25 protein-coding genes and 1 tRNA gene are annotated in these 25,385 nt (G+C 58.6%); 5 read left to right on the top strand and 21 right to left on the bottom strand.

The window, feature by feature from the left end; translation table 11 throughout:
* Window positions 1-134 precede the first annotated feature (134 nt).
* From FB593_RS02295 to FB593_RS02255, 9 genes are all read right to left on the bottom strand, one after another.
* Entirely contained in the window at window positions 135-989 is an 855-nt protein-coding gene (locus FB593_RS02295) for a sugar phosphate isomerase/epimerase family protein (protein WP_186447875.1), read from the bottom strand.
* A gap of 128 nt (window positions 990-1,117) precedes the next feature.
* Entirely contained in the window at window positions 1,118-2,287 is a 1,170-nt protein-coding gene (locus FB593_RS02290) for a Gfo/Idh/MocA family protein (RefSeq protein ID WP_145166300.1), read from the bottom strand.
* A gap of 11 nt (window positions 2,288-2,298) precedes the next feature.
* Entirely contained in the window at window positions 2,299-3,348 is a 1,050-nt protein-coding gene (locus FB593_RS02285) for a sugar phosphate isomerase/epimerase family protein (RefSeq protein WP_065687373.1), read from the bottom strand.
* Between the two features lie 33 nt (window positions 3,349-3,381).
* The gene (locus FB593_RS02280) at window positions 3,382-4,404 is read right to left on the bottom strand and encodes a LacI family DNA-binding transcriptional regulator (protein WP_003515235.1); all 1,023 of its coding nucleotides are present in this window, start codon (window positions 4,402-4,404) and stop codon (window positions 3,382-3,384) included.
* Window positions 4,405-4,407: 3 nt separating this feature from the next.
* Window positions 4,408-5,376, bottom strand: coding sequence for an ABC transporter permease (locus tag FB593_RS02275; protein ID WP_013636086.1), 969 nt, complete (start codon window positions 5,374-5,376; stop codon window positions 4,408-4,410).
* 1 nt (window position 5,377) lies between these two features.
* Entirely contained in the window at window positions 5,378-6,322 is a 945-nt protein-coding gene (locus FB593_RS02270; protein ID WP_019566277.1) for an ABC transporter permease, read from the bottom strand.
* Window positions 6,319-7,812 carry a sugar ABC transporter ATP-binding protein gene (locus FB593_RS02265; protein WP_145166299.1) on the bottom strand — a complete coding sequence of 498 codons (1,494 nt, stop codon included), beginning with the start codon at window positions 7,810-7,812 and terminating at the stop codon, window positions 6,319-6,321. Before FB593_RS02265 ends, FB593_RS02270 begins: the two co-directional genes overlap by 4 nt.
* 119 nt (window positions 7,813-7,931) lie before the next feature.
* Window positions 7,932-8,954: a substrate-binding domain-containing protein gene (locus FB593_RS02260; protein WP_003515239.1), complete on the bottom strand. Its 1,023-nt coding sequence runs from the start codon at window positions 8,952-8,954 to the stop codon at window positions 7,932-7,934.
* A gap of 278 nt (window positions 8,955-9,232) precedes the next feature.
* A complete protein-coding gene (locus FB593_RS02255) occupies window positions 9,233-9,727 on the bottom strand; it encodes a ribonuclease H family protein (RefSeq protein WP_065658519.1) in 495 nt (164 codons plus the stop codon).
* Window positions 9,728-9,845: 118 nt separating this feature from the next.
* Here FB593_RS02255 and FB593_RS02250 point away from each other — a divergent pair, with 118 nt between their 5' ends.
* Window positions 9,846-10,226 (top strand): RDD family protein, encoded by a 381-nt coding sequence (locus tag FB593_RS02250; RefSeq protein ID WP_013636091.1) that lies wholly within the window; start codon window positions 9,846-9,848, stop codon window positions 10,224-10,226.
* 65 nt (window positions 10,227-10,291) lie between these two features.
* Here the strand turns inward: FB593_RS02250 and FB593_RS02245 are convergent, their stop codons facing one another.
* From FB593_RS02245 to FB593_RS02205, 9 genes are all read right to left on the bottom strand, one after another.
* Window positions 10,292-11,065 (bottom strand): class I SAM-dependent methyltransferase, encoded by a 774-nt coding sequence (locus FB593_RS02245; protein ID WP_065658520.1) that lies wholly within the window; start codon window positions 11,063-11,065, stop codon window positions 10,292-10,294.
* Between the two features lie 178 nt (window positions 11,066-11,243).
* A complete protein-coding gene (locus FB593_RS02240) occupies window positions 11,244-13,025 on the bottom strand; it encodes a chloride channel protein (protein ID WP_081308757.1) in 1,782 nt (593 codons plus the stop codon).
* 21 nt (window positions 13,026-13,046) lie between these two features.
* Window positions 13,047-13,877: an MBL fold metallo-hydrolase gene (locus FB593_RS02235; RefSeq protein WP_065658521.1), complete on the bottom strand. Its 831-nt coding sequence runs from the start codon at window positions 13,875-13,877 to the stop codon at window positions 13,047-13,049.
* Window positions 13,878-13,879: 2 nt separating this feature from the next.
* The gene (locus FB593_RS02230; protein ID WP_145166298.1) at window positions 13,880-14,662 is read right to left on the bottom strand and encodes a TatD family hydrolase; all 783 of its coding nucleotides are present in this window, start codon (window positions 14,660-14,662) and stop codon (window positions 13,880-13,882) included.
* 11 nt (window positions 14,663-14,673) lie between these two features.
* The gene (gene metG / locus FB593_RS02225) at window positions 14,674-16,224 is read right to left on the bottom strand and encodes a methionine--tRNA ligase (protein ID WP_145166297.1); all 1,551 of its coding nucleotides are present in this window, start codon (window positions 16,222-16,224) and stop codon (window positions 14,674-14,676) included.
* Between the two features lie 104 nt (window positions 16,225-16,328).
* Window positions 16,329-17,354: a DNA polymerase III subunit delta' gene (locus FB593_RS02220; protein ID WP_038490997.1), complete on the bottom strand. Its 1,026-nt coding sequence runs from the start codon at window positions 17,352-17,354 to the stop codon at window positions 16,329-16,331.
* A complete protein-coding gene (gene tmk / locus FB593_RS02215; RefSeq protein WP_003515249.1) occupies window positions 17,347-18,021 on the bottom strand; it encodes a dTMP kinase in 675 nt (224 codons plus the stop codon). Before tmk ends, FB593_RS02220 begins: the two co-directional genes overlap by 8 nt.
* Window positions 18,022-18,158: 137 nt before the next feature.
* Complete coding sequence (locus FB593_RS02210; RefSeq protein ID WP_145166296.1) at window positions 18,159-19,331, bottom strand: D-alanyl-D-alanine carboxypeptidase family protein; 1,173 nt, start codon at window positions 19,329-19,331, stop codon at window positions 18,159-18,161.
* Window positions 19,332-19,407: 76 nt separating this feature from the next.
* Complete coding sequence (locus tag FB593_RS02205) at window positions 19,408-20,496, bottom strand: septal ring lytic transglycosylase RlpA family protein (RefSeq protein WP_025593441.1); 1,089 nt, start codon at window positions 20,494-20,496, stop codon at window positions 19,408-19,410.
* 319 nt (window positions 20,497-20,815) lie between these two features.
* On the opposite strand from FB593_RS02205, the gene FB593_RS02200 reads away from it, so the two are divergent.
* On the top strand, window positions 20,816-21,154 hold the full coding sequence (locus FB593_RS02200) for a hypothetical protein (protein WP_003515252.1): 339 nt from the start codon (window positions 20,816-20,818) through the stop codon (window positions 21,152-21,154).
* Window positions 21,155-21,288: 134 nt separating this feature from the next.
* On the opposite strand, the gene FB593_RS02195 is transcribed toward FB593_RS02200, so the two are convergent.
* The 3 genes from FB593_RS02195 to FB593_RS02180 all read right to left on the bottom strand — a co-directional run bounded on the left by FB593_RS02195 (window position 21,289) and on the right by FB593_RS02180 (window position 22,469).
* A tRNA-Ser gene (locus FB593_RS02195) sits at window positions 21,289-21,378 on the bottom strand.
* Window positions 21,379-21,962: 584 nt separating this feature from the next.
* A complete protein-coding gene (locus FB593_RS02185) occupies window positions 21,963-22,190 on the bottom strand; it encodes a hypothetical protein (protein WP_145166295.1) in 228 nt (75 codons plus the stop codon).
* Window positions 22,191-22,205: 15 nt separating this feature from the next.
* Window positions 22,206-22,469 (bottom strand): hypothetical protein, encoded by a 264-nt coding sequence (locus tag FB593_RS02180; protein ID WP_003515255.1) that lies wholly within the window; start codon window positions 22,467-22,469, stop codon window positions 22,206-22,208.
* A 137-nt stretch (window positions 22,470-22,606) separates the two neighbouring features.
* Between FB593_RS02180 and FB593_RS02175 the strand changes: the two genes are divergently transcribed.
* From FB593_RS02175 to FB593_RS02165, 3 genes are all read left to right on the top strand, one after another.
* Entirely contained in the window at window positions 22,607-23,317 is a 711-nt protein-coding gene (locus FB593_RS02175) for a hypothetical protein (protein ID WP_145166482.1), read from the top strand.
* 148 nt (window positions 23,318-23,465) lie between these two features.
* Window positions 23,466-24,980, top strand: a complete 1,515-nt coding sequence (locus FB593_RS02170) for a D-alanyl-D-alanine carboxypeptidase family protein (protein ID WP_003515257.1) — start codon at window positions 23,466-23,468, stop codon at window positions 24,978-24,980.
* Window positions 24,981-25,064: 84 nt separating this feature from the next.
* Window positions 25,065-25,325: a hypothetical protein gene (locus FB593_RS02165; RefSeq protein WP_003515258.1), complete on the top strand. Its 261-nt coding sequence runs from the start codon at window positions 25,065-25,067 to the stop codon at window positions 25,323-25,325.
* Window positions 25,326-25,385 lie beyond the last annotated feature (60 nt).

Here is a 25,385-nt window from a genome sequence, read left to right as displayed (position 1 = left end):
ACTTGGGTAAAAAGTCGACGAGACAATGCGCTCCCCGTCGCAACGCGGCGGAAACTTCATCATGCGTCTGTCGAACCTTATGCGCCCCGGCGAAACCGGCCGCCGGGGTGCGGTTCTGGTTTTACTGGCAGTGTTTACTGAATGGTCGGCAGGCGCTCGCGCAGGAACGCGTTGCCCTTGGTCACGACCGCTTCGGCATCGAGCGGGAGGTCGTGTTCAAGGATGAACCACTGTGCGCCGGCATGTTTGGCCGCCGGCAGGATCGTCTTCCAGTCGAGAACGCCGGTGCCAATCGTTGCAAAGCCGCGCTCGTTTTCGGCAGTGCCGGCCGGTGCATTGTCCTTGGCGTGGATTGCAAAAACCCGACCGTTCAGAGTGCCGAGGAACTCAGCCGGATCATTGCCGCTGCGCGCCACCCAGGCGACGTCGAGTTCGCTCTGCAGTTTCGGGCCTGCCGCATCGAGCAGCAGTTCAAGCGCCGTCTTTCCGTCGAACTTGACCATTTCAAAATCATGGTTGTGATAGGCCATGGAGAGGCCAGCCGCGGAAAGCTTGTCGGCATATCCGCCAAGTTCCTTGCCGAAGGCTGTCCAGCCTGCGGCGTCCTTAGGGCGGTCTTCGGGCTTGAGGAACGGCACGGTCACGACCGGATTGCCGACAGCCTTCTGCTCTTTGATGACCTCGTCGAGATTGCCGCGAAGCTTGTCGATCGGCACATGCGAGGAAATGACTTTGATCTTGTGCTTTTCCAGAAGCGCGTTCAGCTCGCTGGCGCTGACCTTCTGCATATCCACCGTTTCCACGGCGGAAACGCCCGCGCGGTTGAGGATGGCAAGCTGCTCCTCAAGCGTTCCGGCGTTGCGCAGTGTGTACATCTGCGCGGCGATCGGCAGCGTCTTGCTGTCATCGGCAAAAACCGGATTTGCGATACCGGCCGCCAGTCCGACGACGAATGCCATCTTTGCGAATTTTGACTTTAACGTTTTCAAACGCGTAACTCCCTTTCCGTTTGATCAATATGACGACACGCCTGCCCGTGATCTTCCGAACAATTAGTTGGGTAATGCTGGGCACAACCTCCGATGCCCTGCGTCGTCAGTCCTCGATATCCAGTGATCTAGATGTCGATCTCTACCCAGGACGAGGTCAGGCTGGACCGCACGGCCGCATCGATGAATGCGAGACCCGAAAGGCCGTCCTCTATGCCGGGATAAATCACATCCCCGGCGGCTGCTTTTCCCTCCCTTTTTGCGATGATTGCGTCTGCGGCTTCACGGTAGATCGTCGCAAAACCCTCGAGATATCCCTCCGGATGCCCTGATGGCACACGGCTGACACGGTTCGCGGAAGCGCCTGCACCCGCGCCATTGCGCGTAATCAGCCGCTTGGGCTCGCCGTAAGGTGTGAACCAAAGCTCGTCCGGCACGCGGTGGTGCCATTCAAGGCCGCCCTTATCGCCATAGACCCTGAGCGACAGGGCGTTTTCATTGCCGACAGCGATCTGGCTTGCCCAGAGCATGCCCTTCGCGCCGCTTTCGTAACGTAGCAGAATATTGGCGCTGTCATCCAGCTGCCTGCCCGGAACGAAGGAAGTGAGATCTGCGTAGAGGCTCACGGGAATTTCACCGGTCACGAAGGCGGCGGCGTTGAAAGCGTGGGTGCCGATGTCGCCGATTGCCCCGCCCGCGCCCGAGCGGCTCGGATCGGTGCGCCATTCCGCTCCCTTTGCGCCGGTCTTTTCGACCGCTTCGGTCAGCCAGTCCTGCGCATATTCGGCCTGGACATGGCGCAGCTTGCCGATGGCGCCGTTGGCCACCATCTCCCGCATCTGCCGCAACATGGCATAGCCGGTGTAATTATGCGTGAGGATGAACAGCCTGTCGGATGCCCTCACGATATTCGCCAGCTCCTTGGCCTCCTCCAGCGTCGCGGTGACGGGCTTGTCGCAGATGACATGGATGCCAGATTCGAGAAAGACCTTGGACGGAGCGAAATGCAGGTGATTGGGAGTGACGATGGCGACCGCCTCGATACCGTCTTCACGACCGGCCTCGGCCGACGCCATCTCCTCAAAAGAAGCGTAGGACCGCTCGGGCGCAATGCCGAGCAGGGTTGCCGAAGCGCTGGCGCGTGCCGGGTCGGAGGAAAGCGCACCGGCGACCAATTCGTAACGGTCGTCGAGCCGCGCGGCGATACGATGCACCGCGCCGATAAAGGCACCCTGACCGCCACCCACCATGCCGAGACGAATGCGGCGGCTATTAAATCTTGCTGTTGCGGAGGACATGTCTATCCCTTTCAAAGCCCGAGAAGGCGACGGTTGGCGGCATCATCGGCGCCGCTTTTGGCGAAATCGTCGAAAGCCCGCTCAGTCACGCGGATGATGTGATTTTCAATGAAGCCGGCACCTTCACGCGCCCCGTCCTCCGGGTGTTTCAGCGCGCATTCCCACTCCAGCACGGCCCATCCTTCGAAGTCGTATTGGGTGAGCTTGGAAAACACCGCGCCGAAATCGACATGCCCGTCGCCGAGTGAGCGAAAGCGCCCCGGCCGGTCGACCCAGCCTTGATAACCGCCATAGACGCCGGACCGGCCGGTCGGATTGAACTCGGCATCCTTGACGTGAAAGGCCCGTATGCGCTCGTGGTAGATATCGATGAAATCAAGATAATCCATCGCCTGAAGCACGAAGTGCGAGGGATCATAAAGGATGTTGGCGCGGGAATGATTGCCGGTCGCCTCCAGAAAACGCTCGAAGGTAATGCCGTCATGCAGGTCTTCGCCGGGATGCAGCTCGTAGCAGAGATCGACGCCATTCTCCTCGAATGTATCGAGAATGGGCGTCCAGCGCTTGCCGAGTTCAGCAAAGGCCATTTCGACAAGACCTGCGGGGCGCTGCGGCCACGGATAAACGAAAGGCCACGCCAGCGCGCCGGAAAAACTCGCATGGCTCTCGAGGCCCAGATGCTGCGAGGCTTTCGCCGCGCACTTCAGCTGGTTGACCGCCCATTCCTGACGCGCCTGCGGTTTGCCGCGCAGTTCGGCGGGCGCAAAACCGTCGAACATCTCGTCATAGGCAGGATGAACAGCGACGAGCTGGCCCTGAATATGGGTTGAAAGCTCGGTGATCTCGACGCCTGTCTCGGCCAGACGTCCCTTGATATCATCGCAATAAGCCTTGGAAGCGGCAGCTTTCTCGAGATCGAAGAGCTTGGGATCGGTCGGCACCTGAATGCCCTTGTAACCAAGGGAAGCCGCCCATTGGCCGAGATTGTCGAGCGTGTCGAAGGGTGCCTTGTCCCCGACAAATTGCGCGAGGAAAATCGCCGGGCCTTTGATCGTCTTCATGTCCTTACACTCCTTGCATTCACAGTCTGGCCGCTACCGGTGCGGCGAACGGCAGGGCGCGACCGAGCCGCGCACCACCAGTTCCGTATCCAGCACGATGGTTTCGGCCGTGCGCTTGCCATTAAGCCGGTCGACCATCAGCGCCATGGCTTTGCGGCCCATTTCCTGCCGGGGCTGGCGCACTGTCGTTAGCGGTGGTTCGAAGGCATTGGCGAAAATTATATCGTCGAAGCCAATGACCGAGACATCGGTCGGCACGGACAGCCCGCGCCCGCGCAGCTCGCTGATCGCGCCAATCGCCATCTGGTCGCTCGAGGCGAAGATGGCGGTGAAGGAAATGCCGTTTTCGAGAAGTCCGGCAATCGCCTGTCTACCGGCTTCGATGCTGTAATCGCCTGTCACGACGAGTTCATCCGCGTAACCGATACCCGCTTCCTCAAGCGCGTCGCGGTAGCCCTCGAAACGCTCCTGTGCCAGACTTTCCGGAAAAGGTCCGGCGAGATGCGCGATCTTCGTGTGCCCTGCTTCGATCAGATGATGCACGGCGTTTTTGGACGCGGCGCGGTTATCGACCTTGACGGTGGGCAGCGCGATGCCTGGCACGGTTTCCGAAGCGATGACGATCGGCGGCAGCGCGTCACCCTGACCGAGAAGCTCTGAAGGAAACTGGCCGGTCATCAGGATGAGGCCGTCAGCATGTTTCTGCCTGACCATGTCGATATGTGTCGCCACGCGGTTTTCGTCGTTACGGGCGTCGCCCATGAGCACCTTGAAGCCCGCCTCCCCCGCCGCTTCCTCCACGCCCTTGTAGATCTCGAGATAAAAGGGGTTGCCGATATCGCGAACGAGAAGAATGACAGTGTTGTTGGATTGACGCCTGAAGCTTGCGGCCTGGGCGTTGGGAACAAAGTTCGCCTGCCTGACGGCATCGAAAACCTTCTTCCTCGTTTCCGGGCGGACTTTGTCGGGTTGTTGCAGCGCCCGTGACACGGTCGCGATCGAAACGCCCGCGAGAGCTGCAACTTCCCTGATATTCGAACCTTGGTCTTTGCTCATCTGTCACACACGCAACTGCTTTTGGCGGCCATAAAGCAGCATCAGCGCAAGTAACGTGACACCGAATATGATCTGCCGGGCCCATACATCGAGGTTGAGCGTTATCAGTACGCTTTGCAGAATGGTGAGCGCAACTGCCCCGGCCATGGTTCCGATATATCCGCCCGCACCACCGGCAAGCGAAGTGCCGCCGATGACAACAGCGATGATCGATGGAAGGACATATTGGTCGCCGACAGAAATGAAGGAGGTGCCGGTGTAGCCGATCACGCAGACCCCGGTCAGACCGGCAAACAGGCCGGACAGGCCGTAAAGCAGCGTGCGGATCAAAGACACGGGCAATCCGACCAACGTCGCCGCCCGCTCGTTGGAGCCGATGGCGTAAATGGAGAAGCCGAAGGCCGTGCGGCGCAGCACGAACAGCATGATCGCGGCAATGCCAAGCCAGACGAAGAGGACGCCGGGAATACCGAAAACGAGAGGCCGGTTGATGAAACCCGCCAGGAGGGGCGCCGCCGCACCTGATGGAACGCCCTGCGAATAGACCACGAGCCCGCCCTGGATCACCGCTGTCATGCCGAGTGTCATGACCAGCGGCGGAATGCGCACGAAGGTGATGCCGAGGCCATTGATGAGGCCGATCAGGAAGGGAATGCCACCTGCGACCAGTATGGCGAGCGGTATTCCGACATTCTGTCCGTTCATCATGTTGCCGGCAAGGACCGCGCCGAGCGAGATCATCGCGCCGACGGACAGATCGATGCCTTCGCGTCCGCCGAGGATCACAAGATTTTGGCCTGCCGCGACGATACCGAGAATGGCGGCGATCGTCAGCAGCCGCACGATCTGCGACCCCTGTGCGAAGCCGGGCGACAACAGTTCGCCGACCAGCAGCAGGAAGACTGACGCGCCAATCGCAATGGTCAGCGGATCGGTGATGATGGATTTGATTTTCAAACCGGGATTTGTCATTTCAACGCCTCGTCACCAGAACGCCGCCGGCAAGTGCCGTCAGCACGATCAACCCCTGCACCAATGTCTGGTACTCGAAGGGCAAGCCCGCAAAGAAAATCACATTGCCGATCATGCCCAGCACCAGCGCGCCGGCGATCGATCCTGTCGAGCTGCCGAAGCCGCCGGAAAGTGCTGTGCCGCCGAGAACCACTGCCGAAATGGAGGAGAGCGCCAGGCTTGCACCAAGCAAGGGGTCGCCGGAGGCGGTCTCGCCCGTCAGGCACAGCGCTGCGAGCGCCGAAAACAGACCGGAAATCATGTAGGCGCCAATGCGAATGCCGGAGAGGCGCAGGCCCGTCTGGAAAGCGCCCGTGCGATTGCCGCCCACGGCCAACAAATGCACGTGAAACGGAATGCGCGACACAACGAGCGTAAAGGCAATACCAGCCAACAGCATCCACAGCACGAAAGGCAAACCGATGAAGCTGCCGGAATAGGTCTGCCAATAGGCTTCCGGCACGGGAAGACCGGCCTGCGGCAGAACCCAGATCGCCAGACCGGCAAAGATGATGCCCGTCGCGAATGTGGTGACGATGGGCTGGAAACGCAGGCCGGATATGAACAGGCCGTTGACCAGCCCACAGATCAGTCCGACCGCAACTCCCGCTCCCATGCCTGCAACGACGGCACCTGCCGTTCCGCCAAGTGCAGCGATGACGCTGACGGTAACGACATTGGCGAGCGCTACGATGCTTCCGACCGACAGGTCGATATCCCCCGCCAGAATGACATAGGTCTGACCGATGGCGACCAGGATCAGGGGAAGAAATGTCGTCAGGTTCGACTGCAATACGGCCGGCTGCACGAAAGACGGCTGCAGAAACGTGTTGACGCCGATGAGAACGGCCAGAACCACGAGGGTTATGATCCAGGGTTGCTTGCGCACAAAACCGAGGGAATTCATGCGGCGTCTCCATAGGCGGCGCGGGTCATGTTGACGGATGTCATGTCGGCTCCGGTCAGCTCCGCAGAAATGCGTCCGCCGTTGAACACGAGAATGCGGTCGGCATATTCGAGGATTTCCGCATCTTCCGAGGAATAGAGAAGAATGGTCGCGCCCGCGTCAGCCTGCTGGCGCATCAGCGCGAAGAGATCGGCCTTGGCGCCAAGATCGATACCCTTGGTCGGATCATCGAGCAGCAGCAGTTTCGGCGCGGTGGCAAGCCAGCGGGAAATGAAGATTTTCTGCTGGTTGCCGCCTGAGAGCGTGCCGATAGGCATATCCATGCCGGCAAACTTCGTCTTCATGCCGTCCGCGACCTTCTGCACACGCGGCTTCAGCGTCGCGGGCCGGACCAGTCTCATCTTTTCGCGCACCATCAGAGCTGCAACAAGATTTTCGAAGATCGACCGGCCCTGAAGCGAGGCATCACGCCCGCGGTCGCCCGACACATAGGCAAAACCGTTATGAACCGCCTGCGAAGGCTTGCCGATGGCGACATCACGGCCCTCGAAGTGGATTTGCCCGGCGGCAAAGGGGCTTGCGCCGAACAGGCCCTTCAGCAAGGCCGACTGGCCCTGCCCCTGCAATCCCGCCAAACCGACGATTTCACCCGGATAGGCTTCAAGACTGACACCGCGAACACCCTCGCCCGCAACGTCCGTCACCTTCAGGCTGGGCGCTGCACCTGCGCGTCCCTGCTGGCGGGCAGGCGCGGCGCGGACATCGCCGACCATGTCATGTACCACGGCCTCGCGGGTGGTAGCGGCGGTGTCGAGTTCCGAAATGGTCGCACCGTTACGCATGACGGTGATGCGGTCGCAGACAGCAAAAACCTCATCGAGCCGGTGGGAAATCATGATGGTGGAGATACCGTCCGCCTTCTTGGCTCTGAGTATCTCAAAAAAACGCTCGGACTGGCGGCCATCAAGTGCCGCCGTTGCCTCATCCATGATCATGAGGCTGGCATTCTGGGCGAAAACTTTCAGGATTTCGACGAGCTGGCGCTGATCGGGCGGCAGATTGCCGACGATCGCATCCGGCTCCAGACCGGTGCCGGCAACACCGTCAAACAGCGCGATCAGCCTGCGCGCCTCGGCTTTCAGGGCCTTGCTGTCGACAAAAACGCCGCGCTTCGGTTCGCGACCGAGAAAAATATTGTCAGCGACGGAAAGCTGCGGAATGAGGCTGAGCTCCTGATAAAACAGCGCAATGCCGGCATTTTCGGCGTCACGCGGGCTTTTGAAGCGCACGTTTTCACCGTTGAACCGGATGGTGCCGCTGGTCGGCGCGACCGCACCTGCAACGATCTTGCAGAGCGTGCTCTTGCCGCAACCATTCGCACCGAGCAGCGCGTGAATTTCACCGCGACCAACGGTCAGCCTGCCGTCGGAAAGCGCACGCACGGCGCCAAAATTCTTCTGTATGCCGGCCGCTTCCAGAGCGTTCGCCATCGCATGTCCCCGAATTTTACTTGTCATTGTGCTTCGTCACTGGCGGACGCGCGCAATGCGCGGTCCACGTTCGAATTTCAGGTTTCGGGCTGGCGTTTGCGGCCAGCCCGAGACTGATCTTACTTGAAGAACTCGCCAGCCTGTTCCGGCGTCACGGTTGCCGTGACGGACCAATAGCCCGGCTTACCTTCGGCGGACTTGATGTTGTCCGCGAGGTTGTCGTTGCTCACGAAGGGGATCGGAATATAGATGGCGTTGCCGTAGGTACCGCCGAAAATGCCGTCCTTGAATTCCTTGCCCTGCAGCTTCAGAACCGCAACGTTGAGCGCGCTGGCCATGACACCCGGAGGATTGACGGAGGCGCCGGAGTTGAACTTTTCCTTCTCCCAGCGCGTCATGAAGTCCTTGCGGATTTCACCTGTCGCGGCGATGTCCTTGGTCTTGCCGGCGGCTTCGATTGCGCGCCATGCGCCATCGGCCATGCCGTCCTGTACCCACACACCGCTGATATCGGGATAGGTGGCGAGAAGGTTCTGCATCGCCTGCTGGCCCTGCGCCTGATCCCAGCTCGCATTGGCTTCGTTCAGCACCTTGATATCAGGATATTTCTTGAACACTTCGCGGTAACCGGCGACGCGGGCTTCGTTGGCGGGATTGCCGGCGATACCGTTGATCGCGACGACGCTTCCCTTGCCCTTCAGCGAATCCGCAAGCCACTGTGCGGACTGTGCCGCCCAGGCCTTCTGGTCGATGCCGACATAGATCGCGTCCTTAGAAGACACTTCCGCGTCGGTTGCGATGACGAGAATGTTGCGTGCCTTCGCCTGAGCGAAGATCGGATCAAAAGCAGTCGGGCTGCCGGGATTGATGAGGATCGCATCAACGCCCTGGTTCATGAAATTGCGGATGTGGCCGATCTGCCCCTGCACATCGACATTACCGCTCTGAACGACGACTTCGACCTTCACGCCCTTTTCGCCCCACGCCTTTGCGGCAGCCTGGGCTTCCTCGATCATCTGCGTGCGCCACTCGCTGCCGACGAAAGAATTGGAAAGACCGATCTTGAAGCTCTGTTCCTGAGCGTGCACGGACGTGCCCGCCGCCAGCACCATAGCGGCAGCAGCCATCAAATGTTTAAACATGAAAATTTGCTCCTCCAAGCACGGTTTTTAACCGATGAAACCGTTTACATAAGGGAATGTAACCGGTTTCATAAATGAGTCAACCCAGCTGGGATTTTTTATGCACCCGTTGCCACAGCGAATTGCCGAGCCTTGGCGGAGAGATTGGGTGGCAATTCAAGGAGGAACAGCGGCATCATATTGGCGTGGATTGCAGGGCTGATAACGCCCCAATTTTGTTCGTGTGCAGACAGCTTGAAGCTCCGCTACTTCAACAAGAACAAGCTGCTGGCGTGCGTCTATAGACCGGTTGGCGTGAGACTAATTGCCCCATCCACCATCTTGGTACGGGCCAAAGTATCCGCGAGGTCGTTCCCGGCTATACCGGAATGTCCCTTGCACCACGCTATCTCGACGTTCGGATTACAAAGGAGCAAACGATCCACATTCTGCCACAGACCGCCATCTGGTATCTGTCGTTTGCGTTTTCGCGAATCTGGATTGATGCGTTTCCACCCGTTGCTACGCCAGATTTCGCGCCAGCGATGGCAACCTTCCATCACGTGAGCGGAGTCTGTCCAGAGCTTGGCTGGCCGGCCTGGAGCCTGTGCATCGAGCCATAAAAGTGCATTCATGACCGCCATGACTTCAAACGAATTGTTCGTAAGTCCGATTTCCGTTCCTCGCGCAGCATGGATCTGCCGCTCGGTTTCAAACACGATGAATGCCCAGCTTCCCGATAATGCAACGGGGTCGTATGAACCATCCGCGTAGATGACGAGTGGAGCAGTCATGTAGCTCGTTTCCTTGCGTCAAAGGCGTTTGGAAAGACTGACAGCGCTTTCGGGTGTTTTCTGTAGATAGCTTGTACAATCATCTTATTCGAGTCAGATTCACGTCCAGGGATGAAACATGATCTTCAAACGCATCGTCGCAGGAATAGTCGATCTCATCTTGCTCATCAGTGTGGCGTTTGCACCGACATTCATCGCCGCAGAGTGGCTACCGCAATATATGGACGCTCCAGCGGGGCAACCGCCGACACCCCTGATGGGTGTAACGCTTTTATGGCTGGCATCCGTGTTGTTTTGCTATTTCCCGGCCTTCGAAAGCAGCGCCTTCATGGCAACTCCCGGAAAACTGCTAATGCGATTAAAGGTCGTCCGGCGCACCGGCGAAAGACTGACTTTTACGCAAGCGCTCTACCGCATGGTCTTCGGCCCGCTCGCAATATGGTTTCTGCCCTGGTACCGCGACCATTTCTCGGGTGGTGCTATTGTAAAGGACCGCTGAGTTTGTGGTTGTGTGATTTCACATTCGGCCCTTCACCTTTCCCGTTTCCCATTACCATTCCCGTTTCAAGGACGGCGGCAGGTCAGGATGAAACGACGGTAGACGAAAGTTCGCAGCCTGTTGCGCAGGTTGGTGTTTTTCCGCTGCGCTCTCGCAATCGGGGCATGTGAGTGCAGTTCGATGCCGGTAAAGCCGGCGGCGATCAGGAGCGGCGTCAGCATCTGCGGGCGCAACCCCTGCCCGAACGGAAGCGCCTTCATAATTGCGGCATGATGGCTGCATTGGGCACCATCGTAATTCTTGTCGGCCCCCACCAAAAGATCGATGAGCCGGATCAAAAGGCTGGCGAGACGCCCTGCCGGTTTTGGCGTTGCCCAGTCACCATCGAAAAACAAGAGCCGACCGCCCGGACGAAGCAGCCTGAACCACTCGCGGAAGGTCTCCTCAGGCTGCGTCAGTGTCCAGACCAGATGCCTGCAAATGATCGCATCATAGGACGCATCCGGCTCCATGGTGTTTTCGGCATCCGCCATCACGAAACGTAGCCTTGGTTTTCCCGCATGTTTGGCGCGCGCTACGGATAACATCGCTTCTGAAAAGTCGAGTGCCGTGACCTCATGGCCGAGATCATGAATAAGCCGCGTCACCTCGCCGGTGCCACAGGCCAGTTCAAGGATATGTTTCGGCTCAGGTCCCACCAGGTCGCGGATCGGCTTCTGCCATGCATTGGCCTCGGCGCCAGCTGCTATCTTGTGTCCAAAGGCCAGATCGAAAGTCTCTGATCTTTTCGACCAATAATCGCGGATTTCCTCCTTGAGATCGAAGTTGCCGCCATCCATGGTCTATTCCTTTGAGTACTCAAATCGCATCCGCTGCGGCGAATGACAGCTTGCTTCACAATGTGATGCCAAGTTAGCCCATGCGACATCGCTGGAAAATCAGAAGTCTGTGGCCCCGAGATATAGATCATAATAAACCTATATATTTCAAGATATAAGTGCAGTTTCCTGATGTGATTTATAACTCTCCTGACGCCTCCCGGCGCCTTTGCTCGAGCTCTTCGCTATACCGCCTCAGCGTATGGCTTTCCGTCAGCAGGCCAACGGGTCGGTTTTCGATCTTGTCGTTGACGACAACCAGCGCTTCGCTCTCCGTAGCATCGAAGGCTGCCGCCGCCTGACGTGCGTTCATCGCCGGCAGCAGCACGTCGTTCTTGTAATTGAGGTAGGTCTCGAGGCTGATCTTGGAGGGATCGCGATCCATTGGATCGGCGTAGATTTCCGGCACGAGGACCATTCCGGCATAACGCCCGTCATCATGTGTCATGATAACCCGCTGCGTCGAGCCTAGCGGAAACCTCTCCTTGAAGGCGGGAAGTCCCATGCTGACATTGGCCTTGCGAATATCGGCGCGCATCATCTTGCCCACCGTCAGGTCGCGGATCCAGCCGATATCGTGGGCGCTGCGGATGCTTTCGCCCCGCAGGTGAAAACGCCAGGTGGCGAAGGAGTAACCGAAGGTGGTGCGTACCACGAGCGATGTCGTGATGACGGCCGCCAGCACCAAAGCCGTGATCTGGAAGTCTCCGGTCAGTTCCAGCGCCAGAAACGTCATCGTCAGAGGACCGCCGATAATGGCGGCGGCAAAAGCACTCATGCCGACCACGGCGTAGACCACGGGTGCTGTCGAGCCATAGCCGATATAGGGTGCGCAGAGTGCGAAAATCTTGCCGACCAGCGACCCCATGAACAGCGAGGCAAAAAACAGGCCACCGCGGAAATTCGAGCCGATGGAAATCGCGCTCGCCGCAGCCTTCAGCAGGAAAAGCCCGGCCAGCCCGTATATCGTCAGATCGGCATCGATGTTGAGATGGAGCGCACCGTGGCCGCTCGACAGGACCTGCGGTGAAATCAGCGCAAGTGCGCCCACCGCCACGCCACCGATTGTTGGACGCAGCCAGCCGGGAATGGCGCTTTTGCGGGCCGTTTCCTCGATAAGGGAGACCGTCTGCATCAGCACGATGCCGATAAACGCACATACCACGCCGAGAAAGATGGCCGGTACATAATCCGGCGGCGTCACACGGCTGGCATCATAGATATCGATGGACAGGCCATGTCCGCCGATAAGCCCTGCCACGATGCTGGCCACCAGCGCCGAGACAATGAGCGGCGCGAGTGTCACGACGGTATAGGTGCCGATGATGAGTTCTATGGCATAGAATGCCCCGGTCAGAGGCGCGTTGAAGGCAGCGGCAATGGCACCAGCAGCACCACAGCCGACGAGGATGCGCATGTCTCCTCGTCTCAGCTTCAGCTTGATGCCGATCTTGGAGGCCACACCGCTAGCGATCTGCGTATAGCCTGCCTCAAGCCCGACAGATGCGCCGAAACCGTTTGAGACGATGTTCTGCACGCAGACGATGATGCTGTCCGTCAGCGAAAGGCGTCCGCCATGCAGCGCATTTGCCTCGATAGGGTCGACCATCGGCTTTTTGCGGGTTTTCGAAAGAATGAAGAGGATCAGGCCGAGTACGATGCCGCCAATGACCGGCCCGGCAAGCACGATCCAGCCGGAGAGTTCACTGCTGCTCAGCCGCTCGACACCGAAGACCAACACATGCAGGGCCGTACTCAATCCGCCGATCAACGCCACCAGAAGGCCGGCCGCAATGCCGATGAGGACGGCGAGAGCCACCAGCCCCAGCTCGCCGCGCCGGAACATCGCCCGCAGGCGACTGGAGCGCAGATTGTCGAAGAAGCTCGCCATACTGGGTGCACGGAAAGGCCGGGTCGACATGCTGTTCCTTTTCAGGCGGTATTAGGGCGCTTCAATCTCAAGTTCGACTTCGAAACGCATCTGGTCGTAAGCCGGTTCAACATGATCAGGAGTTTCGCGCATCACCGTGTCATAATCGAGCGGAATGTGCATATGGGTCAAGATCGCCCTTTTGGGTGCAAATCTATCGATCCAGCCGAGCGCCTGTTCGAGCGAGAGATGGCTGGGGTGATAACGGTGCTGCAGCGCATCGATGATGAGGACGTCGAGACCGGCAAGCTTTGGCACGCTTTCGGTCGGAAAATCGCTGACATCGGTGCAATAGGCAACATCACCAATCCGAAAGCCGAGCGAGTGCACGTCACCATGCTGCTGCATGTGCACGTTGAAAGGTATCGCCCCGCCTGCCCCGTCGATGATCAGGGTCGCGTCGATGTCGGCGATGATCCTCGGCTCGACGATCGGCGGATAATTGCTGCCCGGAGGCGTTTCCAGGCAATAGGCAAAACCATCCCAGATGCGCGCCATGGTGACTGGATCGGCATAGATGGGAATGCGGCTCTGCTGAATGGCGAAATAGATGCGCAGATCGTCAATACCGTGCAAATGGTCGGCGTGGGCATGAGTGTATAGAACCGCATCAACGGCCTCCACTTTGGCGGCAATCATCTGCTCGCGAAAATCAGGCCCGGTGTCGATGACGACGGTGGTCTTACCGCCATCGGGTCCGATCTGCTCCACCATGAAGGCCGCACGAGTACGCCGATTCCTGGGGTTTTCAGGATCGCAGGCGCCCCAGTCGCCGTTGATGCGCGGTACGCCGGGAGACGACGCACATCCAAGAACCGTAAAGCGGCGACGGTAGATTGCCACGCCTACACCCTTGTCATCTTCGAAAAGCAGCGGAAAGCATTCTCGGTGGTGATTTCGGCCATGCGCTCGAACGAGATGCCATGTACCTCGGCCAGCACTTCCGCCGTGTTCACCACATAAGAAGGCTCATTGCGCTTGCCGCGCCAACGCTTGGGCGCGAGATAAGGCGCATCCGTTTCCACCAGCAGACGGTTGAGCGGCACGGTGGCTGCAATATCGCGGATATCCTGCGATTTCGGGAACGTCAGAATGCCGGAAAAGGATACGTAACCGCCAAGTTCGACGCCGGTGGTAGCGAGATCGAGACCTGCGGAAAAGCAGTGCAGGATAAAGGGAAAAGCACCCTTGTCGCTTTCTTCACGCAGAATCGCAGCCATGTCCTCATCAGCGCTGCGGCTGTGGATGACGAGCGGAAGCTTGGTTCTCCGCGCCGCCTCGATGTGGCGAACGAGGCCGGTCTTCTGGTCTTCTGGCTTTTGCGTGTCGTAGAAATAATCCAGCCCCGCCTCGCCGATCGCCACGATCTTGTCGTGGCTCTCGGCAAGCCGCACAAGCTCGTCGGCCGAAATGTCGAGTTCTTCGTCGGCATTGTTTGGATGCGTGCCGACCGAGCAAAAAACCGACGGGTATTTTTCCGCAATCTTCAGAAGCTCGGGCAGACGGCGCACCCGGGTCGAGATCGTCACCATCTGGGCAACGCCGGAAGCATGGGCGCGGGCGATGATATCGTCGCGCTCAGCCTCGAAATCGGGAAAATCCAGATGGCAATGCGTATCGATCAGCATGGTCGTCGTCTTCACGCTTCCGGTGCGACGTAACGCGGGAAGACCGGCTTCGGTGCCTCAAGCGGCGTTCCCGGAACCAGACGTCCGGCTTCGCCAAGTGCAGCAAAATCCCGTTTGTCGGCAGGGGCGGCTACGAGATCGAGCAGCTTCTCGCAGGATCCCGGCATAAAGGGCTGCAACAGAATGCCGATCTGGCGGACGACTTCCGCCGTCACGTAAAGCACTGTGCCCATGCGTTCTGGGTCGGTCTTCTTCAGAGCCCACGGCTCCTGCGACGCGAAATAGCGGTCGGTTTCCGAAACGACGGCGATGATGGCCGCAAGCGCGCGATGGATGAGCTGCTTGCCCATTTCCTCACGGCAGAGTGCCAGAAGCCCGTCGGCGGAGGCGAGCATCGCCTTGTCTTCATCGGTCAACGGCCCGGGCGTCGGGATCTGTCCGTCACAATTCTTGACGATCATCGACAGCGAGCGGCTGGCCAGATTGCCGATGCCATTGGCAAGATCTGCGTTGATGCGGGTGGCGATGCCCTCTTCGCTATAGCTGCCGTCCTGGCCGAAGGAGACTTCGCGCATGAAGAAATAGCGGACCTGATCGAGACCGAAATGGTTGACCAGATTGACCGGATCGACGACGTTGCCGAGCGACTTAGACATCTTCTCGCCCTTGTTGAGCAGGAAGCCGTGCGCATAAACCCGCTTGGGCAGCGGCAGCTTGGCGCTCATCAGGAAGGCCGGCCAATAGACCGCGTGGAAGCGAATGATGTCCTTGCCGATGATATGCACGTCGGCCGGCCAATATTTTGCGCGCGGACCGTTCTTGTCTTCGATGTAACCCGTAGCGGTAATGTAGTTGGTCAGCGCATCGACCCAGACATACATGACATGCTTCGGGTCATCAGGAACCTTGATGCCCCAGTCGAACGTCGTACGGGAAATCGACAGGTCCTTGAGGCCGGATTTGACGAAGGAGATGATCTCGTTGCGACGCTCAGCGGGACCGATGAAATCCGGGTTCTCCTCGTAGAGCTTCAGCAGCTTGTCCTGATATTCGGAAAGCTTGAAGAAATAGCTCTCCTCCTCGACCCATTCGACGGGCGTGCCCTGCGGCCCATAGCGAACGCCGTCGGCGCGCACTTCCGTCTCGTCCTCGCCGTAATAGGCCTCGTCGCGCACTGAATACCAGCCGGCATAGCTGTCCTTGTAGATGTCGCCGCTGTCGGCCATCAGGTTCCAGATATTGCGCGAGGTCTCGTGATGACGTTCTTCCGTGGTGCGGATGAAATCGTCGTTCGAGGCGTTGAGCAGCTTGCCCATCTCGCGAAACTGGTCGGAATTGCGCTGCGCCAGCTCATCCGGCGAAATGCCTTCCGCCCGCGCTGTCTGCTGCATCTTCTGGCCGTGTTCGTCGGTGCCGGTCAGGAAGAAAACATCCATTCCGTCCAGGCGCTGAAAGCGTGCCATGGCATCCGTCGCAATCAGCTCGTAGGCATGGCCGATATGCGGCTTGCCGTTAGGATAGGAGATTGCGGTGGTGATGTAGAAGGGTGTCTTGTCTGTCATGACGGTCTATCGACTTTACAGGCTGTTTTTTGGATAGACCGCTCTTAAACGATTGTTCGCAACAGCGAAAGCAAAAGCGTACGTTCCGTACGATCTCTTGGGTCTCACACGCCGCGAACATCTTCCAGAATGGAAAGCACCATCTGCTTCTTGTCGAGATTATAGGCCTGCGCCACGGTAATGCGTTCCGAAAGCGTCGACGAAAGGCGCGCATGTTTCTCTGCCGCCGCGATATCACCGGCCATCGCCGCCGCTCTCGCACGCGCCATCAACTCCTCCGTCACGTGCTCCATGAAGAAGCCGAGAACTATATCGCCATCCTTCTGTGCCAGAACTTCGGCAAGCTTGTGCATCTGCTTGCGTGCACCGGGCCCTTCGGCCGTCATGACGGAGGCGAGCGCCTCCACAATGTCGGAGCCGCCGTAATTCATCAGTTTTAACGCCTGCGCGACGCTGCCCTTGGAGGCGGAAAGCAACGCATCCCGCTTTTCGCCAGCCGGGCTGATACCGAGATGATCGAGCGACTGCACCATATCCGCATCCGAAAGCGGCAGCAGCCGGAGCGGCATGCAGCGCGAGCGGATGGTCGGCAGCAATTTGCCCGGCGCATGCGACAAAACGAGGAACATCGCCCGCTTTGGCGGCTCTTCCAGTATTTTCAGAATGGCGTTTGCGGCATTGCGGTTTAGATCGTCAGCCGGATCGATGATGACGATACGCCAATTGCCTGTGCCCGAGGTCTGCGAGAAGAAGTGCCCTGCCCGCCGCACCTCATCCACCGTGATGGCGGATTTCACGCGGCCGGTCTTTTCATCCGCCGGGCGGGTCAGATGCAGCAGATTATGCGACGCACCGGAGGTGATCTGCCGGCTGACAAGCGATTCCGTATCGGGATCGGCCAGGAAATCCGGTGCTGTGGCTGGATCGGGATGGGTAAGTACGTGGTTGGCGAAACGGAAAGCGAGTGTTGCCTTGCCAATGCCTTCAGGGCCTTCGATCAGGATCGCATGGTGGCCCTTGCCGGAGCGATAGGACTGCGCAAGAAACGCTTCCGCTTCGCCATGGCCGAAAAGCTTCGTGTTCTGCTGCGGCGCAATTGCGCCGTCGAGAACGCCCTGAACCTCACTCATGCGCCGTGCCCGCCGCAGTCTCCAGCCGCTCGAGCAAAGGCTCGACAAATGACATGACGTCTTCCGTCACCTTTTCTTCCGGCTGATCGGCATTGACGATCCGACAACGACGCGGCTCGGCAAGCGCAATATCCAGATAGGCTTCACGCCGCTTCTCGTGGGTCTCGATTTCCTCTTTTTCGAAACGGTCCGGTGCGGCACCCTCGTCCGCACGCTTTCTGGCCCGGGCAAGGCCCTTTTCGGCGGCGATATCGAAGATCAACGTCAGTTCCGGTACGACGCCATCAATAGCAACGCGTTGCAGCGTCTCGATGAAATCCGGCTCCAGATTGCCGGTCGTACCCTGATAGACACGTGAGGAATCAAGAAACCGGTCACAAAGCACGATTGCGCCACGTTCCAGTGCCGGGCGAATGACCTCCTCGACATGGTCGTTGCGCGCTGCCGCAAACAGGATTGCCTCCATGCGCACGCCGAAGGATTCGGCAGCACCCGACAGCAGAACATGGCGAACGGCCTCCGCCCCCGGTGAACCGCCCGGCTCACGGGTTACGATCACATCGAAACCACGGTCACGAAGCGCCTCGGCAAGCGTGCGAATCTGCGTCGACTTGCCAGCGCCTTCGCCGCCCTCGAAGCTGATGAACAATCCGGTCTTTTCGGCCAATGTCACGTCCTGTGAGGAATTCTCAGAAATATCGAAATGCCTGTTTACAGCATCGAACCGAAAAGTGTGAAGCGCTTTTCAGAAAATCCGGTGTCTGAACAAAAGCATAGGGAAAGTTGCGGCTTGCGGGATAGGCATCAGAGCCAGAACAGCAGCAATTCCTTGAGCGCCCCGGCTGCATTCTGGGTCAACGTGCCCTTGCCGACTGCCGTTCTCGTATAAAGCGGCACTTCCCGCAACAGCCTTTCGCCCGAAAAAACCTTGAGTGTTCCGACATTCGCACCAGTGTCGAGCGGTGCATTGAGCGGCCAGCGATAGACGATCCGCCCGGAAATACGCTCGGGATTATTGACCGGTACCAGCACGCTGACATCTTCCCGGGGCGACAGGTCTATATGCGAGACATCGCCACCGTAGACGCTGACCGAACCTACAGCTTCGTCCTTTGCAAAAAGATGGCGTTTTTCGAAGGCCGTCAGCCCCCAGTCAACCACCCGGCGTGCTTCGTCCTGGCGCGTCTTGTCGTCGGCGATGCCGCCAAGCGCCAGATAGACCCGGCGCCCTTCCCGCTCGGCCGAAACGACAGCTGCGAAACCGCTGCCTTCCGCAAAACCAAGCCCGAGACCGTCTATGCCGTTACCCAGCAGAGAGTTCTTGTTGCGCTGGAAAATCCGGTTCCATTCGAAATCCGGCTTGGTGAAAAGCCCATAGCGATCGGGATAGGTATCGCGCAGATGCTGGGCGAGAAGCACCATATCCTTCGCGGTCGTCTGGTTGCCCGGATCGGGAAGACCCGTCGAATTGGCAAAGACACTGCGGTTCATGCCGAGTTCGCCGGCTCTCACCGTCATGCGCTTGGCGAAAGCGGAGTCGGACCCTGCCATGCCTTCGGCGACAATGATGCAGCCATCATTGGCGTTCTGCACAATAATTCCCGTCAGAAGATCGTTGACGCTGACGGAGGATTTCAGCGCTGCAAACATGGTCGAGGTCCGCGACGGCGCACCACCCGTGCGCCAGGCATATTCAGAAACGGGATAAGCTGTCTCGGGCGTTACCTGCCCTTTGGCCAGCGCATCCAGAATCACCTCCACAGTCATCAGCTTGGCAAGCGAAGCGGGCGGAAAGGATTGATTTTCATTCTGGGAAAGCAGCACCGTGCCGGTTTCGGCATCGATCATATAGGCCTGTTCGGCCTTGGCGATGAAAGGTGCTGTTTGCGTTTGCGCTTGCGCCGGACCGTTACCGAAAAACGCAAATGCGAGCGCTGCCGCGACCGGGAGAAAAGAACGATGAATGGCCTTGTGCATGAAACCGCCCAGCTTTCCCTGCCGCAACCCGCCGCTCGCGACGAAAACGCAAGTCAGCCATAAATTCTTCAACCCGTCAGCGCGTCTTCGCCTGCTGACGCTTCACATGGGCAAGTATGGAATCCTCGTTGAGCGCTCCGCGATCGACGAGCACGCTGTCGAACGCACGTGATGTTCTCGAAACGGCAGAGGACTCCTCGGAATAAGCCGCTGCATATTTGGACGATGGCGTTGGCACGCGCAGATAGTTGCCGCCAGGTGCTGCCGGCTCACGCGTGAAATTGCCTTCCGGGCGCTCCGCCAGGAACGGACCGATTTCCGGCAGAATTGCAAATTGTTCGAAGGCCGGTGCGGGGCCGTTGACCAGCGGCATGGCCTGGAGCGCTGCATTCTTTTTGGTGCCAACCAGCGCCGTCTGCGTCGAAGCACCGTAATTCGGGTTGGATGTCGGGGCCGGCACGAAATTCGGCGAAGCCGAAGCCACCATGACACCAGTCGCGATCTGCCCTTCCGGCGCAACACCCGGAGAACGAGAGCCCTTCGGAACATAGGACGCCATCAGATAAGGCATGTCGTGCCCATCAAGCGGCGCGCGGCCTGCATATTGCACCCGCACATTCGCCGTTCCAGTGCCCTTCATGTCGAGAAGATCTGCGGTCTTGCTGGAAACGTCGATCAGGCGACCTTCATGGAAGGGTCCGCGATCGTTGACGCGCACCAGAACCGATGCACCGTTTTCCATATTGGTGATACGCGCATAGCTCGGCAGAGGAAATGTCGGATGCGCAGCGGAAAGATGTTCCTTGTCATAGACCTCGCCATTTGCCGTCAGGCGGCCGTGGAAGGCGGAACCATACCAGGAGGCAAGACCGGTCTTGTTGTAACCCGGCTCTTCCTTCGGAAAATAACGTCGGCCCTTGACGGTATAGGCATTGCCGAGAAGCTCGCGCCCGCCGCCCTTGGGAATGTTCTGGCCGTCGGCCACGCGCGGGCTGGCTTTGACGCCATATTCCGATTCGGAGAAATATTCCTTGCTGCGCTTCTGCTTCGGTTTGGTCTCAGAGGTGGTGGAACACGAGGCTGTCGCGGCGCAAAGCACGGAAATTGCAAGCCACTTCACGCCCGATCTGGCGTTGATGCCGAGTTTCTTGACCGTAGATTTCAAATCGTCTGCCCCACGCTGCTTGCAGGCTCGAAGAACCGCACCCTCATTTGCCTCGATGCATGCCCCTGCCATCGAAGCACCTAACAGTCGCTTAATCTTGTGCATAACGTGGCAAAAATGCGAACGACTTCTGCAAATTCGATAAAATTGTAATGAACGTGGTTAACGATTTATGTCTTTTCCGCAGCGCGGGAAGCCCGACGCGCCTGTAAACGCGCAGTCTCGAGATGTCTCCTGCTCAAGGAACAAACGAAGCCCGACCGCGTTTTCCCCTCGCAAACACACGAGCTTCCGCCGGTTTTCGGCTGAGTGAGGGAACATGATCAAGTCAATAAAAACCGCCGGCCTGGCACTAGGCATCGCGCTGGTGTCCATTGCCGCTCCTATTCACGCAAGTGCGCAGGACATGGAGCTGCGGATCGGCCCCGACGGCGTTCGCCCGGTTATACGTGATCGCGACCGCGACATGGACCGACGAGGACCTCCGCGCATGCGTGGCTGCGGCGAACGCGAAGCCCGCGCCGCCGCCCGCGAGGCAGGCCTGCGCGACCCCGAAATCGTGCGCGTCACCCCCGGTCGCGTCGTCGTCCAGGGCTTCACCCGCCGAGGACCGGAGCGCATCACATTCGCGAACGAACGCGGCTGTCCTGAACTCTAATACATTAATCAACGGAACCCGCCGACAGGCGGGTTTCTTCATTTCTGTGATACAATAAATTTCCAAGCTAAAAATACACCGCGTCGCTAACGCTGCCGGTTCTGTTGATTTCAAACTGTCTGTTTGGAATTTTATGGCAGATGGGGTGGGATTCGAACCCACGGTACGCTCTCACGCACGCCGGTTTTCAAGACCGGTTCCTTAAACCACTCGGACACCCATCCATCGGTGGTGAGGCTTTATAGCGTTTTGAAAAAGGCCGTCAATCCCGATGGCGCACGCGCGCACAGCCTCTTCGCATCCGTCAGCACCTCATTGTCCTTGTGTCGTTGCCGGCGGCAGCAGAGACCCCTCGCCCGAAGGAAGTGCCGGACTTTGCTGAGGCGAGTGGAATAGCGCCAGACTCAGCACGATTGCCACAAGCACCAATAAAAGCGCCACGAAGAAGATTCCGGATTTATCCATGCGTCTGCTCATGTCCCGTTATGTTAGGCGCGAATATGTGCAATTCGAGGCAATCGAAGAATAAAACGACCTCCTGTCAAGTTGCCTGACAGATTTGGACAGTTGATATTCCTAAATTCTTCCTGCTTGAGCAAATTTTATGCGTCGGCGTACTGTTTGGGACGGAAGTGGCCTATCGCGTCAGTAATATTGTCATTTATATAGCCGCATCGCTCCCGGGCATTGCCCAACTTTCCCCGAGCGATCAACCTGCCCCGCCCGTTTGCGGGGCTTTTTTCTTTTATACTACCGAAAAACTGCGACCGGCGGATAAAAGCTGGGGGTGCGTCACCTGCTTTATGGTTCAGACACCGATGCTCGGTCCGCCATCGCCGTGCCGAAAACCGCCCCGGAAAATATCCTCGAGAAGGTTCAGCAACGCCGGCGGTAACGTGTCGGACAGCTCTAGTATGATCTCGTTGGCGCGATTGTAGGAATAGATGGCGCAAAGTGTCAGTACCAGCAGCACGATCCACGGCCAGATTGGCTTGCGCCTAGGCGGCGCCCCATTGGGTTGTTGCGGTACAGTCATCCAGGTACCTTCCGTTCAGGCCTTTACGCGCGGTTCGCCTCCCGGCGCATAGGCGGTTTTTTGCAGGAAACGGAATATGTTACCGCACTGACCGCAGCGGATCATGAACTCCGTTGGATCGACCGAGGCACGCTCGGTGCGGAAGCCACGCGGCATTTCATCAACGCGAAAATCGAGGTTACGGCGGTCTTTCTCATCCGATTCCGACACCTCGGCAAAACCCTGATGACCGCATTTAGAACATTCGAGTTTCCGGGAATATCTGTCGCGAGCTGCCATATGCCGTCCTTTGCTTGCACCCTATCAGGTAGCAGCGGCAAAACAGCATTTCAATGGCGATCGCCGCAGGTTAAAGCTTTGCCCGTCTGTTTTCAGTGTGGAAAACGCGTCCAGTGGCAAGAACAAGTCGGAAGCTCATGCACAACGAAGCCCCCCTGCTTTCATCCTCCCTGATACGGCGCGCCGTCATCATTGCCGTCATTATTATATGCTTTGTTGCTGCTCTTAATATCGGCGTTAAATGGTACGGCGAGCGAATCCTTCAGGCGGGCCATACAACAGCAACCGACGCGGTGGAGATCACAATCGGCAATGACCGGCTGAAACTTGCGAAAAACACGCTGCGTGTACCTTCCGACCGCCATGATGGAGAGCGAGAGCGGGCCGATCTTTATCTCACCTGGCCGGATCTCAAGGGATATGAAGACTCCAATCGCACTGTTTTCGATGATCCGGCGCAGGCATCAGGGCTTATTTTCATCCAGCTATCGCAAAGCACGATGTCTGAGGACATGTCCGGCCGTTTCGGGCCGATCTATGCCCGGTTGACGGAAGGAGAGCCTGTGCCGCTGAAACACGGCCTCACACTGCACCGCCTGCGTGCCGACGCAGGTTACGGCAAGGAAGTCATATTGACCGGGCAGCGAGTGGGCGAAAGCGACTATGTCGTGCGCTGCCTTCTGCCGCAAACCCAGCAGGAGTCGACGGGCAGCGACTGCCAGAGGGACATCCACGCCGGCCAGGACCTCAGCCTGTTCTACCGATTCTCCGCAACCTTGCTGCCGCAATGGAAAGAACTCGACGCAGGCGTGAAACGCTACATCGAGCAGCGCCTCGTAAAAGACTGAAATCCGTGAAAAGGCGTGAGACAGATTGCGCCCGAAAAGTCGCATTTTATGGAGCGTGGATACCTTTCATAAACCACTTGGTAACGCCATCCCGATAAAGTTTCTTCCCGGAGCACTCGGGCGGGGCGCGTCCGAGCGGAACAGAAATATGCGATTGAAGAGTTCAGCAGTGTTGAAAAGTCTATTTGGGGCAGATTCGCGCAAAGCGGGTGCGACGTCTTTGGTAAGGTTCGTTGCGTTGACCCTTGCTGCGGCGTTCATAACCGCAACATCCGTTGGCACCGCACAGGCGGACCCGAAATATGCGGGCATCGTCATTGATGCCAAGACCGGCAAGGTTCTCTATGGCGAAGATCCGGATGGCCTCCGCTATCCAGCCTCACTGACGAAGATGATGACGCTTTATCTTACGTTTGAGGCGCTCAATTCCGGGCGCATTTCGCTCGATTCCAAGGTGCCGGTTTCGGCCAACGCCGCCAAGGAGCCTCCTTCCAAGCTCGGCGTGCGCGCCGGTGGCAGCATCACGGTCGAGCAGGCAATTCTTGCGCTTGTCACCCGTTCCGCTAACGACATGGCCACCGCACTCGGTGAATATATCGGCGGCTCCGAAGACCGTTTTGCCAGAATGATGACCGCCAAGGCCCGTGCGCTCGGCATGACCCGCACGACCTATCGTAACGCCAACGGCCTGCCTAACACGGCGCAGATGACGACGGCGCGTGACCAGGCACGCCTTGGCATCGCCCTTCGCCAGCATTTCCCGCAATATTACGGCTACTTCTCCACGCGCACCTTCAATTTCGGCAAGCAGGTTATCGGCAACCACAATCGTCTCGTGGGAACCGTGCGCGGCGTAGATGGCATCAAGACCGGTTATACCCGTGCTGCCGGAAGCAATCTTGCAACATCGGCACAGCTAGACGGTCGCTCCATCGTCGCCGTCGTTCTTGGCGGCCGCTCGAGCGCTGCCCGTGACGCCACCATGCGCAAGCTTGTTGCGACCTACCTGCCGCAGGCCTCCCGCAGCGGCAACAGCAACCTGATTGCGCAGACGAGATCGGCACCTGTCGAAGAGCCAGTCGCTGTGGCTGTTGCTGCTCCACCTGTGGCAGTCGCGGCTCCGTCCGCAGCTGTCGCTGCGACAGATTCCGGCCTGCCCCATGCCGGCCCCGTACCGCAGACCCGTTACGAGGACGCGCCGGTTACTGCCTTTGCAGGCTCCTCGTCCAATGCGGCCGTAAAGGCCATGGAAGCCGCCACCTGGCAGAAGGGCAAGGATCCTATTTCTCAGGTAGCCGTCGCGCCTGACCGCAAGTTGATTACCAACTCGACCAAGGTGGACAATATCGTCACCGCGTCCACGCCAGCATCTGTACCCTCCACCCCTTCCGTTTCGGCAAAGGCTGAAGCTCCGCAGGGCGGCTGGGTGATCCAGATTGGCGCATCGCCGGATGAAAACTCGGCACGTGGCTTGTTGCAGAATGCGCAGGAAAAAGGCGGCGCCGCCCTTCGGTCCGCAAAACCCTTCACGGTGGCCTTCAGCAGAGAAGGCTCCCAGGTATACCGCGCCCGCTTCGGCGGCTTCGACGGCCAAGCCGCCGCGGTAAATGCATGCAATGCATTGAAAAAGAAAGGCGTCAGCTGCTGGGCGTCACTCCAGTAATCGACGTTCGCGCAGGCGGTGGCTTATTTGTTGAAACATCGCCTGTCTCCTCGAATTGTGTAATGTGTAGCGAGGCTTTCCAAGATGGCAGTTAACGAGAACTATTCGGACATTGCGTCTGGCAACGGGCAAGGCAGTCTGTCGGTTCTGCATCCCATTCACGAGGCGGCAATGCGCATTGCCGATCTCGGTCTTAACCGCTCCAAGGCAAAGACGCGTGATCTCGTCAGCCTGCTTCTGTCGCATGGCGCGCGCGCCTGGCGTGCCAATCAGCCGGAAGCCAATATCCACCTTCATGTCGGCCGCCGCTCCGGGCGTGCACCGGTCCATATCCGGATCCGCTGAGAAACCGAACATAACCGGACGAGACAAAGAAAAACCCCGCGGAGCCTTTGCACCGCGGGG

This window comes from Rhizobium sp. SJZ105 (assembly GCF_007828365.1).
GTDB lineage: Bacteria > Pseudomonadota > Alphaproteobacteria > Rhizobiales > Rhizobiaceae > Agrobacterium > Agrobacterium tumefaciens.
This window is presented reverse-complemented; position numbering and strand designations above follow the sequence as displayed.

Excerpts from the sequence above, each read along its gene's own strand:
- FB593_RS02290 (WP_145166300.1), bottom strand. The coding sequence starts at position 2,287 with ATGTCCTCCGCAACAGCAAGATTTAATAGCCGCCGCATTCGTCTCGGC.
- FB593_RS02285 (WP_065687373.1), bottom strand. The coding sequence starts at position 3,348 with ATGAAGACGATCAAAGGCCCGGCGATTTTCCTCGCGCAATTTGTCGGG.
- FB593_RS02280 (WP_003515235.1), bottom strand. The coding sequence starts at position 4,404 with ATGAGCAAAGACCAAGGTTCGAATATCAGGGAAGTTGCAGCTCTCGCG.
- FB593_RS02275 (WP_013636086.1), bottom strand. The coding sequence starts at position 5,376 with ATGACAAATCCCGGTTTGAAAATCAAATCCATCATCACCGATCCGCTG.
- FB593_RS02270 (WP_019566277.1), bottom strand. The coding sequence starts at position 6,322 with ATGAATTCCCTCGGTTTTGTGCGCAAGCAACCCTGGATCATAACCCTC.
- FB593_RS02265 (WP_145166299.1), bottom strand. The coding sequence starts at position 7,812 with ATGGCGAACGCTCTGGAAGCGGCCGGCATACAGAAGAATTTTGGCGCC.
- FB593_RS02260 (WP_003515239.1), bottom strand. The coding sequence starts at position 8,954 with ATGTTTAAACATTTGATGGCTGCTGCCGCTATGGTGCTGGCGGCGGGC.
- FB593_RS02255 (WP_065658519.1), bottom strand. The coding sequence starts at position 9,727 with ATGACTGCTCCACTCGTCATCTACGCGGATGGTTCATACGACCCCGTT.
- FB593_RS02250 (WP_013636091.1), top strand. The coding sequence starts at position 9,846 with ATGATCTTCAAACGCATCGTCGCAGGAATAGTCGATCTCATCTTGCTC.
- FB593_RS02245 (WP_065658520.1), bottom strand. The coding sequence starts at position 11,065 with ATGGATGGCGGCAACTTCGATCTCAAGGAGGAAATCCGCGATTATTGG.
- FB593_RS02240 (WP_081308757.1), bottom strand. The coding sequence starts at position 13,025 with ATGTCGACCCGGCCTTTCCGTGCACCCAGTATGGCGAGCTTCTTCGAC.
- FB593_RS02230 (WP_145166298.1), bottom strand. The coding sequence starts at position 14,662 with ATGCTGATCGATACGCATTGCCATCTGGATTTTCCCGATTTCGAGGCT.
- metG (WP_145166297.1), bottom strand. The coding sequence starts at position 16,224 with ATGACAGACAAGACACCCTTCTACATCACCACCGCAATCTCCTATCCT.
- FB593_RS02220 (WP_038490997.1), bottom strand. The coding sequence starts at position 17,354 with ATGAGTGAGGTTCAGGGCGTTCTCGACGGCGCAATTGCGCCGCAGCAG.
- FB593_RS02210 (WP_145166296.1), bottom strand. The coding sequence starts at position 19,331 with ATGCACAAGGCCATTCATCGTTCTTTTCTCCCGGTCGCGGCAGCGCTC.
- FB593_RS02200 (WP_003515252.1), top strand. The coding sequence starts at position 20,816 with ATGATCAAGTCAATAAAAACCGCCGGCCTGGCACTAGGCATCGCGCTG.
- FB593_RS02185 (WP_145166295.1), bottom strand. The coding sequence starts at position 22,190 with ATGACTGTACCGCAACAACCCAATGGGGCGCCGCCTAGGCGCAAGCCA.
- FB593_RS02180 (WP_003515255.1), bottom strand. The coding sequence starts at position 22,469 with ATGGCAGCTCGCGACAGATATTCCCGGAAACTCGAATGTTCTAAATGC.
- FB593_RS02175 (WP_145166482.1), top strand. The coding sequence starts at position 22,607 with ATGCACAACGAAGCCCCCCTGCTTTCATCCTCCCTGATACGGCGCGCC.
- FB593_RS02170 (WP_003515257.1), top strand. The coding sequence starts at position 23,466 with ATGCGATTGAAGAGTTCAGCAGTGTTGAAAAGTCTATTTGGGGCAGAT.
- FB593_RS02165 (WP_003515258.1), top strand. The coding sequence starts at position 25,065 with ATGGCAGTTAACGAGAACTATTCGGACATTGCGTCTGGCAACGGGCAA.